Origin of the sequence: Colwellia maritima (assembly GCF_022669015.1) — a bacterium.
Taxonomy (GTDB): Bacteria; Pseudomonadota; Gammaproteobacteria; order Enterobacterales; family Alteromonadaceae; genus Colwellia; species Colwellia maritima.
Genome location: NZ_JAKKSL010000003.1, coordinates 354837 through 371475, shown reverse-complemented (window position 1 = coordinate 371475; position 16639 = coordinate 354837). Strand labels below are relative to the sequence as shown.

General features: G+C 37.9%; 13 protein-coding genes and 3 pseudogenes. 6 read left to right on the top strand and 10 right to left on the bottom strand.

From position 1 onward, the window contains the following. The first annotated feature begins 14 nt into the window (after positions 1-14). From L3081_RS17570 to L3081_RS17560, 3 genes and pseudogenes are all read left to right on the top strand, one after another. On the top strand, positions 15-1004 hold the full coding sequence (locus tag L3081_RS17570) for a DNA-directed RNA polymerase subunit alpha (RefSeq protein WP_242287330.1): 990 nt from the start codon (positions 15-17) through the stop codon (positions 1002-1004). A 44-nt stretch (positions 1005-1048) separates the two neighbouring features. Next, positions 1049-1453: a 50S ribosomal protein L17 gene (rplQ, locus tag L3081_RS17565; RefSeq protein ID WP_242287329.1), complete on the top strand. Its 405-nt coding sequence runs from the start codon at positions 1049-1051 to the stop codon at positions 1451-1453. A gap of 164 nt (positions 1454-1617) precedes the next feature. Then, positions 1618-2516, top strand: a pseudogene (locus L3081_RS17560) (phosphoribulokinase). A 217-nt stretch (positions 2517-2733) separates the two neighbouring features. Here the strand turns inward: L3081_RS17560 and L3081_RS28510 are convergent. Beyond that, positions 2734-2874 carry a DUF3802 family protein gene (locus L3081_RS28510; RefSeq protein WP_338027388.1) on the bottom strand — a complete coding sequence of 47 codons (141 nt, stop codon included), beginning with the start codon at positions 2872-2874 and terminating at the stop codon, positions 2734-2736. 17 nt (positions 2875-2891) lie between these two features. Continuing rightward, positions 2892-3095 (bottom strand): DUF3802 family protein, encoded by a 204-nt coding sequence (locus L3081_RS28505; RefSeq protein WP_338027387.1) that lies wholly within the window; start codon positions 3093-3095, stop codon positions 2892-2894. A 330-nt stretch (positions 3096-3425) separates the two neighbouring features. Here L3081_RS28505 and L3081_RS17550 point away from each other — a divergent pair, with 330 nt between their 5' ends. From L3081_RS17550 to L3081_RS17540, 3 genes are all read left to right on the top strand, one after another. Beyond that, positions 3426-6896, top strand: coding sequence for a rhombosortase-dependent M36 family metallopeptidase (locus L3081_RS17550; RefSeq protein ID WP_242287328.1), 3471 nt, complete (start codon positions 3426-3428; stop codon positions 6894-6896). After that, on the top strand, positions 6868-7353 hold the full coding sequence (locus tag L3081_RS17545) for a PKD domain-containing protein (RefSeq protein ID WP_242287327.1): 486 nt from the start codon (positions 6868-6870) through the stop codon (positions 7351-7353). The genes L3081_RS17550 and L3081_RS17545 overlap by 29 nt, the downstream gene beginning before the upstream one ends. A gap of 143 nt (positions 7354-7496) precedes the next feature. Beyond that, positions 7497-7865: a hypothetical protein gene (locus L3081_RS17540; protein WP_242287326.1), complete on the top strand. Its 369-nt coding sequence runs from the start codon at positions 7497-7499 to the stop codon at positions 7863-7865. Positions 7866-8065: 200 nt separating this feature from the next. On the opposite strand, the gene L3081_RS17535 is transcribed toward L3081_RS17540, so the two are convergent. The 8 genes and pseudogenes from L3081_RS17535 to L3081_RS17500 all read right to left on the bottom strand — a co-directional run bounded on the left by L3081_RS17535 (position 8066) and on the right by L3081_RS17500 (position 16499). After that, positions 8066-8866, bottom strand: a complete 801-nt coding sequence (locus tag L3081_RS17535) for a DUF1338 domain-containing protein (RefSeq protein WP_420839763.1) — start codon at positions 8864-8866, stop codon at positions 8066-8068. Positions 8867-9100: 234 nt separating this feature from the next. Continuing rightward, a pseudogene (gene astD, locus L3081_RS17530) lies at positions 9101-10567 on the bottom strand (succinylglutamate-semialdehyde dehydrogenase). A gap of 26 nt (positions 10568-10593) precedes the next feature. Further along, the gene (astA, locus tag L3081_RS17525; protein WP_242287324.1) at positions 10594-11619 is read right to left on the bottom strand and encodes an arginine N-succinyltransferase; all 1026 of its coding nucleotides are present in this window, start codon (positions 11617-11619) and stop codon (positions 10594-10596) included. A 75-nt stretch (positions 11620-11694) separates the two neighbouring features. Then, positions 11695-12908, bottom strand: a pseudogene (locus L3081_RS17520) (aspartate aminotransferase family protein). A 338-nt stretch (positions 12909-13246) separates the two neighbouring features. After that, positions 13247-14392 (bottom strand): HDOD domain-containing protein, encoded by a 1146-nt coding sequence (locus L3081_RS17515; RefSeq protein WP_242287323.1) that lies wholly within the window; start codon positions 14390-14392, stop codon positions 13247-13249. Between the two features lie 147 nt (positions 14393-14539). Continuing rightward, on the bottom strand, positions 14540-15121 hold the full coding sequence (locus tag L3081_RS17510; RefSeq protein WP_242287322.1) for an anthranilate synthase component II: 582 nt from the start codon (positions 15119-15121) through the stop codon (positions 14540-14542). A 156-nt stretch (positions 15122-15277) separates the two neighbouring features. Beyond that, on the bottom strand, positions 15278-15502 hold the full coding sequence (locus L3081_RS17505) for a hypothetical protein (protein ID WP_242287321.1): 225 nt from the start codon (positions 15500-15502) through the stop codon (positions 15278-15280). Next, on the bottom strand, positions 15447-16499 hold the full coding sequence (locus L3081_RS17500; protein ID WP_242287320.1) for an alginate export family protein: 1053 nt from the start codon (positions 16497-16499) through the stop codon (positions 15447-15449). The genes L3081_RS17505 and L3081_RS17500 overlap by 56 nt, the downstream gene beginning before the upstream one ends. Positions 16500-16639: the final 140 nt, after the last annotated feature.

Below are 16639 nucleotides of genomic sequence, written 5' to 3'. Positions count from 1 at the left end.
AAGAGAGGACATATATGCAGGGTTCTGTAACCGAATTCCTTAGACCACGCATGGTTGGTATTGAAAATATTAACCCTCGTCGCGCTAAAGTAACTTTAGAGCCACTAGAACGTGGTTTTGGTCACACTTTAGGTAATGCGTTACGCCGTATTCTTTTATCTTCAATGCCAGGTTGTGCTGTAACTGAAGTAGAAATTGATGGTGTATTACATGAGTACAGTAGTAAAGAAGGTGTTCAAGAAGACATCATCGAAATATTGTTAAACCTTAAAGGGCTTGCTGTTATTTTAGAAGGCAAAAATGAAGCCGTTCTGACTTTAACTAAGTCTGGTGAAGGCCCTGTAACGGCAGCTGATATACAACATGACGGTGATGTAACTATTACTAATCCAGAGCATGTTATCTGCACCTTAACAGGTGAAGGTTCTATCAGTATGCGCATTAAAATTGAAATGGGTCGTGGTTATGTACCTGCTTCAGCGCGCCGTGATGCCGAGGAAGAAGATCGTGCTATTGGTCGTTTGTTGGTTGATGCCTCATTCAGTCCTGTAGTAAGAATTGCTTATTCTGTTGATTCTGCACGTGTTGAACAACGTACAGATTTAGACAAATTAGTTTTAGATATGGAAACCAATGGTACATTGGATCCTGAAGAAGCTATCCGTCGTGCTTCAACAATTTTAGCTGAACAGCTAGATGCGTTTGTAGAACTTCGTGATATTAAAGAAGTTGAGCAAGTGGAAGAAAAACCATTGTTTGACCCTATATTGCTTCGTCCAGTGGATGATCTAGAGCTAACAGTCCGCAGTGCAAACTGTTTAAAAGCAGAAGCAATTCAATATATTGGTGATTTAGTACAACGTGCGGAAGTTGAGCTTCTTAAAACGCCTAATTTAGGTAAGAAGTCATTAACTGAAATTAAAGACGTGTTAGCGTCACGTGGTTTGTCACTAGGCATGCGCCTAGAAAACTGGCCACCTGAAAGCATTGTTGACAACGACTAGTTCGATCATCGTTTTTTTAATAGTTTTTTAAGAAGGATTAACACATGCGTCATCGTCAAAGTGGTCGCCAGTTAAACCGTAATAGCAGTCATCGCCAAGCGATGTTCCGCAATATGGCAAGCTCTCTAGTTAAGCACGGCGTTATCAAAACGACTGTAGCTAAAGCTAAAGAACTACGTCGCGTTGTAGAGCCTTTGATTACATTGGCTAAAACCGACAGTGTTGCAAATCGTCGTTTAGCATTTGCTCGTACACAAGACAAAGAAGTAGTAGGTATTTTATTTAACGAACTTGGTGAACGTTACCAAGAACGTCCAGGTGGATATACTCGCATTTTAAAATGTGGTTTCCGTACTGGTGATAAAGCGCCTATGGCTTATGTTGAATTAGTAGACCGTCCGGCAGTTGAAGAAATTGTTGAAGAAGTTGAAGATTCAGCAGAAGCTTAAACACTAGTTTAAGTTTCAATCTTGAAAAGAAGTAAAAACCGAGCCTTGGCTCGGTTTTTTGTTTCTTGACGTTAGCGGAAATTCCCCGTATAAAATAGCTATCGTTTTACTTATATCAAATAAAGGCATAATTCTTCATTTGATACTACTGTCCGAGTTTTTAGATGTCATCACGAAATCCCATTATTGCTGTTACTGGATCCTCGGGTGCAGGCACTTCAACGACTACTTCTTCGTTTGAGCATATGTTTCGAACCTTAGGTATTAATTCAGTTAATATTGAAGGCGATAGTTTTCACCGGTTTTCGCGACAAGAAATGGATTTAGCGAAACGAAAGGCAAAAGAGTCGCATACTAATATTAGTTATTTCGGTGATCTTGCTAATGATTTTGATGCATTAGAAAAGTTATTCAAAACTTACGGTGAGACGGGTAAAGGGATGATGCGACGATACCTTCATACTTTTGATGATGCTGTTCCCTATAACCAAATGCCAGGTACTTTTACCCCATGGGAAGAATTGGTGAGGGCGCTGATTTATTGTTTTATGAAGGCTTACATGGCGGTGTAGTAACTGAAAGCAATGATGTTGCGAAACACGTTGATTTACTTATCGGCATGGTTCCAATTGTTAATCTAGAGTGGATTCAAAAGATTGTACGTGATACTAACAAGCGAGGTCATAACCGTGAGGCTGTAACCGCAAGTATAGTACGTAGTATGGAAGATTATATCTCATTTATCACGCCACAGTTTTCTCGTACTCACATTAACTTTCAACGGGTGCCAACCGTTGATACTTCGAATCCTTTTAGCGCAAAAGCCATTCCTACACTAGATGAGAGTTTTGTTGTGATTCGTTTTCGAGAAGTCAAAAATGTAGATTTTCAATATTACCTTCGTATGATTGACGGTTCATTTATGTCTAGAGTCAGTACTCTGGTTGTACCTGGTGGTAAGATGGGGTTGGCAATGGAATTAATATTAACGCCGCTTATCCGTGATTTAATGGAACGTAAAACCTTAGCAAATAAGCAGCTAGATTGGATGAGTGACCTTTAACAAATAGATGACTTATTTACTGCTCAGCGACAATTGAAAAATCGTGTGTAATTCCAACCTTCCTATCTAGCATCAGCGCTACTGAGCAATATTTTCAGCATACAAGGCGACTTCATGAGCAACTTGTGTAGATTTGATCTCCTTTCCATAAACTGTTTAAAAAAACACGGAGGAGGAGTAGAAACTTTAATTTCTTAAAAATTTTAGCTAGCGGTGATTATTGGTTGTTGGTTAAAAGCTCATTTATCTCAGTATCAAATAAGTTTTTAATAAGTGAAGAAAACTCCTTGATAAAGATAGTTTGTTGATCAGATCTTTGGGTTATTAATGACTGCAGATAACACTTCTTCAAGGTCACGCACAATGGTATCAATTTCACTTACCATGGCATGACGGCCGGGTGGGGGTTAACGCTGTATTTTGGCTGCAAACAGAAATTATTTGTTCGCACAGCTCATTTTCTATAAGGGTTAGCACGGTTTCTGAGTTTTGATCTACCGCTTGAGTATTTTCAAATAAACTTAAATGTTCTGTCAAATACTCTATTAAATGAATGTAACCTTCTTTGCTTGTAACCATATTATTACTTATATAACTCGTGTATGACGATAATCAGATTATAACAGTATGCCGCTATTATTTTAGACATAAAATTTAATAATTATCAACATAATCAAAATTAGCAGTTTAGAAACTGCCTTGTGAAGACAATGTAAAGAAAAATTTGACCTCACTAAATTTTACAACGGTAAATATTTAAATACAAATGTATGTAAAAAAAATGTAATAAATATGTTTATATGCTGTTTATTGTTGCAGTTATGCTTTAGTGTGTTAATCGTAAAACACAATAAAATGAATGAAATAATCATTTGCTAAGAATAAAGTAATAATACTCAAGGAGTTTTCATGAACCTAAATAAATCAGTTGTTGCAAGCGTCGTTGCTGCAGCATTGTCAGCTACGTCAATGGGAAGTGTGGCTGAAATTTTGAATGTACCTTCAAAAATCAAATCACCTCTCTATTCAGTATCACAAGCGCAAACAAGTCCTGACTCTGCAAGTGGTATGTCTAATCAATTTGATGCGCAACTAGGTAAGACAACATTTCAATGGGCAGCAAAACGCGCTGCATCACCAAATATGGGTGCAATTGCGCCAGAATATCAAAATGTTTTTGCAGCAGAGTATTATTTAAATCAATTAACGGGTGCTAATAAATCGAATCAAAGCTTAGGTAAGCCAGTTTTAGCTAATATACATGACTTGGGGCGTGGTGCGAAAATAGCTAAATACAAACAAGAAATTGCGGGTGTAGAGGTCTTTAATCGTGAATATAACATCATGATGGACCGTGAATTTAACTTAGTTGCTTCATCAGGCTACTTCATTGGCAAATCGGCAAGTAAGTCATCCGTTTCAGCGATTAAAAATATCGATAATGCTTTCGGAAGTTCTGCGAATTCAATTAGCTCAGTATTTTCGGCAATGGGTGGCGATAGCGACTCAGTTGCACTCGTTGCTAACGTTTCGGATGACAAGTACGAAAAATTTAAAGTGACTAACACTTCAAAGAGTAAAATAATACTGGGTGAGCCGCGAGCTAAAAAAGTATTTTTTGAGCATAAAAATGAGTTAGTTGCTGCTCATTATGTAGAAGTTGAAACTGGAGATTTCGATAGTCGTAATTCAGAATATTATGGTTATGTCGTATCAGCTAAAACAGGTGAAATTTTATTTAAAAAGAATTTAACCAGTCACGCTGCAGATTTTAACTACCGTATTTATGCTGATGCTAACGGCAAACCATGGGATAGCCCGCATGGAAATGTAATGCCTGCAGCGACAGGAAGTGACTCCGAGGCTTATTTGACAGCAGCGTATTTAGATGCGCCGTTAGTCACGTTAACTCATGGTCCTATTAGCACAAAAGATGCTTGGTTAGCTGATGATGCAACAACGACAGAGGGTAACAATGTTACAGCCTATGTTGATGCGGTAGCACCACAAGGATTTACTAATGGTGATTACGTAGCAGAAGTGACCACGGCTAATACCTTTGACTATAAGTACAATGATGCTGAACCAGAATACTCAGTGAATAACCGTAAAGCGGCCATTGTTAACTTATTTCTCATGAATAATTATTTACATGATGACTATTATGATCATGGTTTTGATGAAGCTTCGGGTAATGCTCAGGCACTAAATTATGGTCGCGGTGGTGTTGAAGGTGATGCTCTGAATGTAGAAGTACAAGATAATTCAGGGTTTGATAATGCAAATATGTCTACGCCGGCGGATGGTTCTTCACCTCGTATGCAAATGTATTTATGGGAAACCACACAGGCTGTTAATGGGGTTGATTATGGGGTAACTGCCACTTCACATGCGAGTATAGGTTTATTAGAACACGTACAAATTTCTAGTTTTGGCGCTGATATTTATGCAATTTCAGCTGAGTTAGTTCGTTTAGAAGATGGTACGGATCCTACTCATGATGGCTGTGAAGAAGCTATCAATATTGCCGACCTTGTTGGGAAAATTGCAATCATAGATCGTGGTTCTTGCAATTTTACAGATAAAGTTAAAAATGCTCAAGAAGCGGGTGCTATCGCGGTACTTGTGGCAAATAATAAAGATGGCGATGATCCTGCGCCAATGGGGGGAAGCGATGATACGGTCACCATTCCAAGCATGGGGATTTCGCAAAATGAAGCAAATGCTATCTATGCACTAATTGATGCTAATGAAACGGTTTCAATTGAGATGTTTAAAAATGATCTATCACGCGTATTTAAAGATAGTTCTTGGGATAATGCTATTGTTGCTCATGAGTGGGGTCATTATATCAGTAACCGCTTAGTGGGTAATGGCTCAGGTTTAAGTAGTAATCAAGCTAGTTCTATGGGGGAAGGCTTTGGCGATTTTCATGCGCTATTGTTTGCTTCTGATGCTGACGATAATTTAGTCCTAGGTAATGAAAATTATGCAGGTGGGTATGGTGACACAACGTATGTTGCTAGCTTTGTCTCAGGTATTCGTCAATATCCTTATTCAACGAATATGGATATTAATCCATCGACCTTTAGTGATGTTGAAGTTGATCCTGAAGTACATGCGTCAGGTGCTGTATATGCAGCAATGTTATGGGATTCATTTATTGCTATGGTAAATGACGAACGTCATACCTTCGCTGAAGCAAAAAGTCTAATGAAAGATTACCTTGTTTTAAGTTACAAAATGATGCCAATGGCGCCAACTTTTACCGAAGGACGAGATGCATTATTAGCTGCTGCCTATGCTAATGATCAAGAAGATTATAAACTTATCTTAGGGGCGTTTGCACGTCGAGGCATGGGGCTTGGTGCCGTGTCACCAAGTCGCTTCTCAACTGATCATATGGGAGTAGTTGAATCATATAAAACAGATTTAGATACCTTTACTGTTACTGAACATACATTAAATACCAATTATGAAGGTTTAACGACTGGATATTGTTCAAATGACCAAATTCTTGATAAGGGTGAAACGGGCACTGTTAGCTTTACCATTAAGAATGGCGGTAATGCTGCATTATCAGGATTATCGGGTACTGTTGTAGTTGATAGTGATCATGATGTAACGTTTGCCAACGGTGGCGCAGTCACTTTAGGTGACGTAGCGATGTTTGGCTCTGCAACGAGTGCACCTATTGAATTTACACTTAACGAAGCAAATACAGGTGATGAATTAATACTTAAATTTGTTCCAGACTTGGTCGATGGTGTTGAAGCAAGCGATTACTTAGTATCAACAACGGTAAACGTTGATTTTGTACCTCGCGAGTTAGTCGGTACAACACAATATGAAGATTTAAATACACTATCGCGTTTACATGATTTTACTGAAACCGTTATTGATGGCGGTGAAATGGCTAATAGTACTTGGAGATTAGATCAATGGGATGCAGATGACGGTATGATTGCAGCTACTGCTAATAGCTTTATCTCAGATGTCGCTTATCAAACGCGCCCGATGTCAGTTGGTTTTAATGGTGAATATACTATTAACTTCTGGCACTTATATAACATGGAAGAAGGTTATGATGGCGCCGTGGTAGAAGTACGAGTTAATGGCGGTGACTGGGTTGATGTTACAGATATGGGCGGTGAGTTTTTGGGTGATGGGTATACTGATACAGGAATAGCTGACACCGAAGCTGTAATTGCCGGTCGTGCTATGTTTTCAGGTTCCAATAATGGCATGGAAACAATCAACTTTGGTGAAAGTTTGAATGGTAACCAAGTCGAATTCCGTTTCCGCTTGGCAACCGATTCTGCTTTTGCACCTGAACCAGATGATTTTGGTTTTGATCTTTGTCCGGTGGTATATCGATGATATAACCTTCACAAATATTCAAACTAGCGTTTTCTCTGATGTTGTCGCGGGTGATAGCTTTGACTGTGATAATCGCTTACCGGTTGTTACTACAAGTGGTGATCAAAGCGTTAAAGAGGGCACTAGCGTGAGTTTATCTGTGGCGGCTACGGATGCAAATAGTGATGTACTAACTTATAGTTGGGAACAAGTATCTGGTGCTGCAGTGACGCTTACTGGCAGTGATTCAGCTTCTGTTAGTTTTACCGCACCAGACGTTGCTGCTAGCGGTGATGAGCTTGTCTTTAATGCTACGGTTAATGACGGTACTGATAACGTGGTTAATACCATTACGGTTAAAGTAACGAATGTTGCCACACAAACGACTCAACCTACGGTTAAATCGAGTGGTGGTGGCTCTACAACTTGGTTAACCTTGTTACTACTTCCTTTAACTTTACTACGTCGTCGTAAGTAATAAATAACCTGAATTCGGTTTAAGATGTTTTGATGAGATCGAACTCAGGTTAATTAGAAAGTTTAGTATATAAAAGCCGCCTTTTTACTCGGTCATATTAGCTTGGCTTTTCAATATACTGTAAGGTGAGAAAGGTCTTTATAATGAAAAATAATAGTGTGTTGGTTATTAGCTTTTGTCTTGGTTTTTTAATGACTTCGTGTTCACAAGCAGAGCAGAAAGAAGTATTAGCAGCGGATAGCGCTGAAGAACAAGTGATTATATCAACCGATAAAAATAAACATGGTAAAAACACGAGAGCGACTAAAAAAGAAATAGTAGCAAAGCAAACAACACCAATAAAACAAGGTAAAAAATCCATTTCATTTAATGGTGAAAAATATATTTTTACGGGGACAAAACTAGAAAAAGGGAGTGAGGTTCGTCATAGTAAAATGTCTGAATACGGTACGGTTAAAGGTACCTTTGTTGTAATAACAAAGCCTGATGAAATGCTTGGATACATCCTATAAGAATATCACAAAAATAGCGAAAAATACTTTTAGAATTACGCCACAAAAAACAGACGATCTTATGACAGTATATAATGAATTATTAGCGAATAAATCTATTACTAGGGTCGAGTTAGAAGTGGTTTATAGTGGGCGAAACCGAGCTGCTGCTAGGTATTAATACCAAGACTTAATAAGTACTGGTATATAAAGATTATTCGTTAGGCGACAGCGTTGGTACTTTCAAAAATTTTATCTGCTGATTCCGCCACAAATCCGGTATAAAGCTCACCATTAGCACTGGGATAGCGTTTAGCAAATTCGTAAAAACAGCTAGGTATTTCTGCTTTTTTATCCGAAAATTCAACGAATGCTTTGTCTGCTAAAGTTGACGATTGTTCTAGCTTAACAACATTATTTCCTTTAATTTCGCCGCCATTGCTATTTAACACATAACCTGATTGTTTTAGGCGGTTATTAACGTCAGTAATGCAATGATAATTATCTAGGTGGTTTATGCTTACCGTAAAGTGATTTGCGCGATAACCCCAAGCGGCTAACCAAGCAGCATACTCACTCTCAGCTAATAGCGTTTGATAATCTTCAAAACTAATTTTCCACGGGCGGCCTGAATATAAAAAGTTAGGTTGTTCACTAATATTTTCAGGTAGTTGATCTACCAAGGTATGGATTATATTTTGTACCGTAGGTGAAAATTCTTCTACGCGAAGTTCGCTGACAAAAACTTTTGGCATAGAGGCATCCTGATGTTCAAAATGCTTAGCGGTTAATTTTTTTGCAACAAAATCATACTGACCACACTCGGAATATCCCATCGCTTCAAGGTGCTTAGAAAATTTGTTTAAATTGACTTTTCCAGTGTTAAATGTGCGATAGGCAACATGGTCATTTACCACGTCTTTGCCATCACCTAATAGTTGGTGTATGTTTTTAGCTGAAGGTGTTACAGCAATGTATTGCTGCCAAATATTGTCAAAAAGTTTAGTGACTTTTGTCATGATTTTTCCTTTGTTATTAGCGATTTATAAGCTATTAATTATAAACAAGGAGGCAGTGGCAGTTATTGGGTTTCTTCGGGGGACGATGAAAAAATTTAGTGATAACTGACGCTACCACCAAAATTAGAGTTGATCGATACTCTTAAAGAAGTTGGGGCGAACCCCATCTTCTCTTTGCTGAGTTAATAGATAAGTATCTTTAAAATGCATGGTTAAATTACATCATTTCAATAAGTATTAAAGTTTGATACCAGGGCTCAAGGTGGCAGGTAAGCTAACTTTGTCTGCTTCTACTGAAGCAATTGGGTAAGCACAGTAATCTGCAGCATAAAATGCACTTGCTCTGTGATTGCCACTTGCGCCTATACCACCAAAAGGTGCGGCACTACTTGCACCCGTAATTGGTTTATTCCAATTAACAATTCCGGCTCTAATACGGGTAAAGAAATGCTCATACAAGGCCGCACTGTCACTTAATAAACCACCGGATAAGCCAAAGCCAGTATTATTGCCTTCATTGATAGCTTCATCAAAATCAGTGTAACGATATACTTTGAGTAATGGACCAAAATATTCTTCATCAGGTACATCAGCAATAATGTTGCTAACATCAACAATACCAGGAGAGATAAAACCAGTATTCGCTTCTAAATGCTTTAATTCAAGTAATGATGTTGCACCTAAATCAAGTAATTTTTGCTGTGCAGCAACTAAACCTAAAGCCGCTTTTTCAGAAATCATAGATCCAATAAAGGGCTGTTCTTCATCATCATAATAACCAATTTTCAATGCCTTGGTCGCTTCAATGAGTTTTGCTATTATGGTATCACCTTGTTCACCTTGTTCGATGAATAACCGACGAGCACAAGTACAACGTTGTCCTGTTGTCACAAAAGCAGATTGAATAATATCGTGTACCACTGCCGTAATATCACTAATATCTTTAACAATAAGCGGATTGTTACCACCCATTTCTAAAGCTAAAATTTTACCCGGTTGGCCACCAAATTGTTCGTGCAATAAGTGACCTGTGGTTGAGCTACCTGTAAAGAATAACCCATCGATCATTTTATTACTTGCAAGTGCTTTACCTGTATCAACTTCACCCTGAACTAGATTAAGAACACCACCGGAAGCCCTGCAGACTGCCATATTTTCACCATTTCTTCTGCTACTTTAGGGGTTAATTCGCTTGGTTTGAATACTATTGTATTACCGATCAGTGCAGGAACAATATGGCCATTAGGTAAATGTCCAGGGAAGTTATAAGGACCAAAAACGGCAACAACCCCATGAGGTTTATGACGAATAAAGGCTTTAGCACCGGGCATTGGGTTTTCGACTGTGCCGGTGCGTTCTTTATAAGCGTTAAGTGAAATATTAATTTTTCCGACCATAGCGCCAACTTCACCTAAGGTTTCCGGCCAGGGGTTTACCTGTTTCTAAGGAGATAGTATTTGCTAATGCGTCTTTATTTTCACCTAAAAGTTCTGCAAACTTAGTGATAATGCTTACGCGGTCTTCGAAGCTACGAGTAGACCAATTTTCAAAAGCATTTCGAGCACTGCTAATAGCTAATTCTACTTGCGCCGGTGAGGCTGTTTTACCTTGCCAGATCACTTCATTTTTGGCAGGATTTAGTGAGGTAACATCATGACCTAAACCGGCTTGCCATTGACCATTAATAAATTGAACGTTTGACATGTTTCTTCCTATGTTAATTTAGGCTGTTAATTACTAATAAGGCGAACCCAATCACCTTCTTGTACTTGTAATGCTTGTGCTATTTCACTTGTAAGTACAACTTGATTCGCCGTTTCGCGTAGTGATAATTTCACTTGTATTGCTCTGAATTCGTTTACTTTTGTATTACAAACAATATACTTTTGGCTGTTTTGTTCTTCATGAGTATCGTTAATAAGTACCTGATATTTATTACTTTCACGCACTGAACGAATTTGGCTTCGTTCTGCTTCGACTGTTGGACCTGCATCAAAAATATCAACATAGCCACGGCGAGAAAAACCTTCTGCTTTAAGCAGGCGCAAAGCCGGCACCGTATTGTCGTGCACTTGGTTGATAACTTGCTGAGCTTCTTTACTTAGTAAACTGACATATACAGGGTACTTGGGCATTAATTCGGCAATAAAGTCTTTATTGCCTATTCCTGTTAAATAATCAGCTTTGGTGAATTCAATGGATAAAAAATGTTCTTCAAGCCAGTCATAAAAAGGGGATTTACCCTTTTCATCGCTCACGCCTCGCATTTCAGCAATAACGCAATCAGAAAAACGTTCGCTATGTTCAGCAATAAATAAAAATCGACAGCGAGATAGGAAGCGCCCGTTACTATTTTTGCGATGGCTTTCTTGCAAAAATAATGTGCAAATTTCTGTGGCGCCAGAGTAATCATTACAAAGCGAAAGTGTTTCCACCGTATTATGAATATTCAATTCACGGGAGCTGTGAACAACTTTACCCAAATGGTAGTGATAAAAAGCATTATCTAAACCAACAGCCGCTTCAATACCCGTAGTACCAACAACTTGACCCGTTTCGGTATCTTCCATCACAAACAAGTAGCCCTGGTTACCGGGTTGACTTACTTGCGCTTTAAATGATTCTTCTGAGTGTATTATACGTTTTTTTAAAATGTCTTCATTAACAGGTAACGAGGTAAAACCATGACCTGATTCAATGGCTATGCGATATAAATCGTCATAATCACTCATTCTAATAGGACGGATGATAATCATAAACAGTTCTCGATGATTAAAAGAAATTCTTACTACCTATAAAATGGTAGTAAGAATATTGGCTAGGGTTTTATCTTAAGAGGTAATCTTAGCAATCGCTTTTTCAAAACGAGCCAAACCTTCTTTTATATCTTCATCTGGAATGATTAATGAAGGCGCGAAGCGAACAATGCTAGCGCCGGCAACTAAAGTCATTACACCTTCGCTCATGGCGGCTACTAAAAAGTCTTTTGCTTTACCTTGATAAGCGTCATTTAAGACAGCACCAATTAATAAACCTTTACCACGTATTTCTTTAAATACATTATATTTAGTATTAATTGCTTGCAAACCATCAACAAAAAGTACTGATTTAGCTTTTACGCCATCAAGAACTTCAGGTGTGTTTACCACATCAATAACTGCTTCACTTACGGCACAAGCGAGTGGGTTGCCACCATAAGTACTGCCATGAGTACCTACTTTTAAATGTTTCGCAATATCAGTCGTTGTTAACATTGCGCCAATAGGGAAACCGCCGCCCAAGCCTTTAGCAGATGTTAAAATGTCAGGAGTAACGCCTAAATCCATATATGCATAAAGCGAACCAAGACGACCAAGACCCGTTTGTACTTCATCAAAAATTAGTAACGCATTATGTTGGTTACATAATTCACGAACACCTTTGATGAATTCATCAGTAGGTGAAACAATGCCTCCTTCGCCTTGCAAAGGTTCAATCATGATCGCGCAAGTTTTATCAGAGATAAGCGCTTTTACACTGTCTAAATTGTTATATTCTGCATGAACAATATCGCCTGGTTTTGGACCAAATCCATCAGAATAAGCAGCTTGCCCACCAACGGTAACGGTAAAGAACGTTCGGCCATGAAACCCTTGATTAAAGGCGATGATTTGTGTTTTATCACTACCATGAACTTCCAGTGCTTGACGACGAGCAAGTTTCAAAGCAGCTTCGTTTGATTCTGCGCCAGAGTTGGCAAAATACACTTTTTCTGCAAAGGTACTATCCACTAACTTTTTAGCTAAACGTAAAGCCGGCTCATTTGTCATAACATTAGATAAATGCCAAATTTTTTCACTTTGCTCTTGTAGTGCACGAACAGGTGTTGGGTGACAATGACCTAAACAATTCACAGCAATACCGCCAAAAAGTCAACATACTCATTGTTTTGTTGATCCCATACTCGAGAGCCTTGACCGCGCACTGGTATAACAGCAGAAGGTGCGTAGTTAGGCACCATAACATCATCAAATAACTCGCGATTTACAGAAAACTGTTCTGACATTTCAAACTCCTCAAAAAATGGATAACTATATTTGCATGGATAACACTGAGTTCAGTATATAAGCAATAGGTTTTATTATGCTAAGAATATTGGTCAGCGTGTAAAAAATAGAAGGTTATTATGACAGGAAAAAAACACGCTGTCTTGTTTGAATTGGCTACAGGCTAGTAAAAATAAAGCTTTCAGGGGTTTTATTCAGATATAATGAATATTTATAGTGATGAAAAAAAACACTAAAAAGTGCGCTATGTTTAATGCAGGTCGGTTACTTAAGTGAAAACGATTATTTAGACATTTTAATAAATAATCAAAAATAATTTATTAAATAAGCGTGGAAACTAGTTAAATTTTAACTTTATGTGGTCTATATCACTTTTGTTGAGTAAAGATATCTCACTTTGACTCAAATTTGCAGCCTCAAATAAAGTGGCTTTTTCATCTTCCGTGATTAAATTATCTTTTGCAAGGCTACGATAGCAGACATAAGCTTTTGCTTTAGTCACGATTTGAGCAATAGGGCACATATTGTCTAATGAATCAGCATACGCCAAGTCAAACATGGGTTCTGTTATCGTTAATCTATCAAAGTTCATTAACTCTATTAATTCTGCTGATAATTGACTGCTGCGTAAAATTAATTGTTCTAGTAAGAGTTCAGGAGGATTTTTGATTTTGCTGAGAATATTATGCAAACGTTTATCTTTAGCGTTAAATGCTTCACGTAATTCTTGTTTATACATACGGGTGTATGTAGATATAAAACAGCGAGTAACGGCTAGTTTACCAATATTAGATAACATGCCTGTAGTAAAAGCTGTATAACGATTGATGCCTGCATTTTCTGCAAGCGCGCTCGATGCTAAGGCGACAGATAAGCTGTCGTTCCATAATTTTCGTTTCATCAAACCAAATGGTGCAGTGTTTGCCGGTAACCAGTGTTTCAGAATAAAAGTTGGCATGACTAATTTTAAATTATCTATTCCGATATAACTCAGGGCAAGTTTTGCGTCATTTACTTGTACATCAGCACGTTTTCGATATTGAGGTTTATTAACTAAACTCAATAAATCAGTTGCAAGCCAAGGTAATGAGGTTGCTAGGGGTTTAATTTTATTAATTGAGGTTGCTCGTAAAGAAAGCAACTCGAGAATCATGGGGGCAGCTTCTTCAATATTTAGCACTCGGTTATACAGGTAGGCTTTATTATCAAATTCTTCATTTACTTTTTTATTTACTTGCGCAAAGAAGGTAGCCATCACTTGTTTTTTAAAATGTTCTTCTCCATGGGCGGCCACTATTTTTTCTTGCTGCGCTTTTAATTCAACGGATAATAGCTCTCTGCGGCGATTTTCCTGCTCACTTCCTTGAAAGTCGACAAGATTCACTTTGCCATTACGTTGCTCGGCAAAGTCTTTACTGATAGTTAAACTAACCGCTTGTTGATGTATTGCAGAAAGCGTGTCGTTATTATCAAAAAATAGCATAGGTGTTAATCAGCATTTCATAAGCTCACTTTTTATCTTAAAAAGTACGAAGTAGAGGTATTCTAAAGTTATCGGTATATGTTATCAAAGCATTAATGAGAGAAAAACGTTTTATACTAATTTAGTTCAATTTAATCATATTATGTATTACGCCATTGAAAGAAAGTTTTTTAATAGCGCAGAACCTTGTTCTGTTAGTACAGATTCGGGATGGAACTGAACACTACAAAGCGCAAAATCTATGTGCTGTAAAGCCATAATTTCATCTTGGTTACCTTGCTCATCCGTGCTCCATGCGGTCACAATTAAATCATCAGGCAGTGATGATTGGTCAACAATAAGTGAATGATACCGAGTCACTTGTAAAGACGGCTTAATGTGTTGAAATAAGCCTGAGCCAGAATGCGTGATGATGCTTGTTTTACCATGCATTAACTTTTTAGCCTTAATTATTTTAGCGCCAAAATGTTGCGCAATGCACTGGTGACCTAAACAAACACCTAACAAAGGTATTTCCCCTGCAAATCGGTTTACAACAGCTAAGGATATGCCGGCACTGTCAGGGTTACATGGACCTGGAGAAATAACTAAATAGTCAGGTTTAAGTTGTTCGATCTCAGGAATGCTAATTTCATCGTGTCGAACTACTTTTACTTCTTGGCCTAACGCCTGAAAATAGTGCACTAAATTAAATGTAAATGAGTCGTAATTGTCGATCATTAATAACAATAGAAAAAACCTAACCATAAAAAACCGCGGTTATTCTAATCGTTTTAATACCAAGTTGGAAGTTAGAAAATTGCACAATAAAGTATTTATTTGAAATGAAAAAAGGTGTTTTGATATATAACAAAACACCTTTAGTATTTTATAGGTTAGTTATGTTTAGAATTTAGCAACGGCTTGTAACCATAGTTTGTTAGTGTCTGTTGAAAAATCATCAGCACTATAATTAGCAAATTTAGCTAACACGCTATAGTTTTTGTTTACGGTGTAATTTGCGACTAAATCTAACTCGTTACCGTAATCAATGTTATCTACATCTGAGGTGAGGTTATGATAGGTTGCACTTAATTTTACCCCAAAGAACAGCACCCTTAACGGTGACATAAATATCTTCAACGCCACTACCAGGTGTGCCTAAGAATTTATCTGTCCAACCTTGAAATTTATGCAATGTAGCAAAAGGCGTTGAAAAACCGACGCCGTTGTCACTACCAAGTAACTCATAGCCACCTAACAGGGTAATTTTACCAAGAGTAGTGCCAACCTCAGCATTAATATAATTGGTATCAAAATTGTTAACGTTGTCCCCATTGTCACTTTGTGTGGCTAAACTAGCATTAACAAAAACATGGTCAAATTTACCATTATATAAAGCGCCAAACGTGCTAGTTGATAAGGCAGCAGCCGTATCAAAATCAAGAATATAAGCAAAAGCTGTTATTTTATGTGCTTTATTTACTTTATAGGCGCCATTAATAAAATGAAAATCACCACCTAAATCAGATTTTGCATCGTCAGCAAAAATCCGGTTTGCGTTGTGAATGTAACTGTAATCAAAAGATAAGGCGTCATTAGCCGCGTATTCAATACGAATACCATCATAAGTTTGTTCGTTTTGTCTCCAACCTACGCCACCAACAAAGCGTTGATTGTTGTGTAAAATACGCCGGCGCCCGCCTGTTGCTTTAAAGTCACCATGGCTATATTTAATGTATGCTTGGTTGACATCAGTGATTTCAGGGTCGGCAATAACAGAGTCAGCCGGATTGTTGCCTGCGGCATCATTATAGTCATCAACGATGGCGGTAACATTATCAACTTCTAACCCTAGAGAGAAACCTTGATATGCGCCAGTATTAAGTGTTAAACGACTTTTTAAGGTAAATGCAGTCGCCTCTTTATCTGCTGCACTTGAGGCGCCGTCCTCATCAACTGCTTCATAACGAGCACGAAATGAAACATTTACTTTACTGTCAGCTAATGCATCCGTGATACTTTTGCCATGTGCGGTATCAGAAGCAAATGCTGAAGGAGCAGCTAAAATTGCTGTAGTTAATACTGAGAGGACGAACTTATTTGTATTCAAAATTTTTGTTTTCATTATATTATTCCCGTCTTATGTTTTATAAATCAATTTAAAATGTTGCTTAGTACGGTTATTGTTTTTATTTATGCGTACTTTTTGTGGAGCTAATTCTTACATTCAGTTAGGTTTTAGAAGTTGATTTAAATCAACTTCTA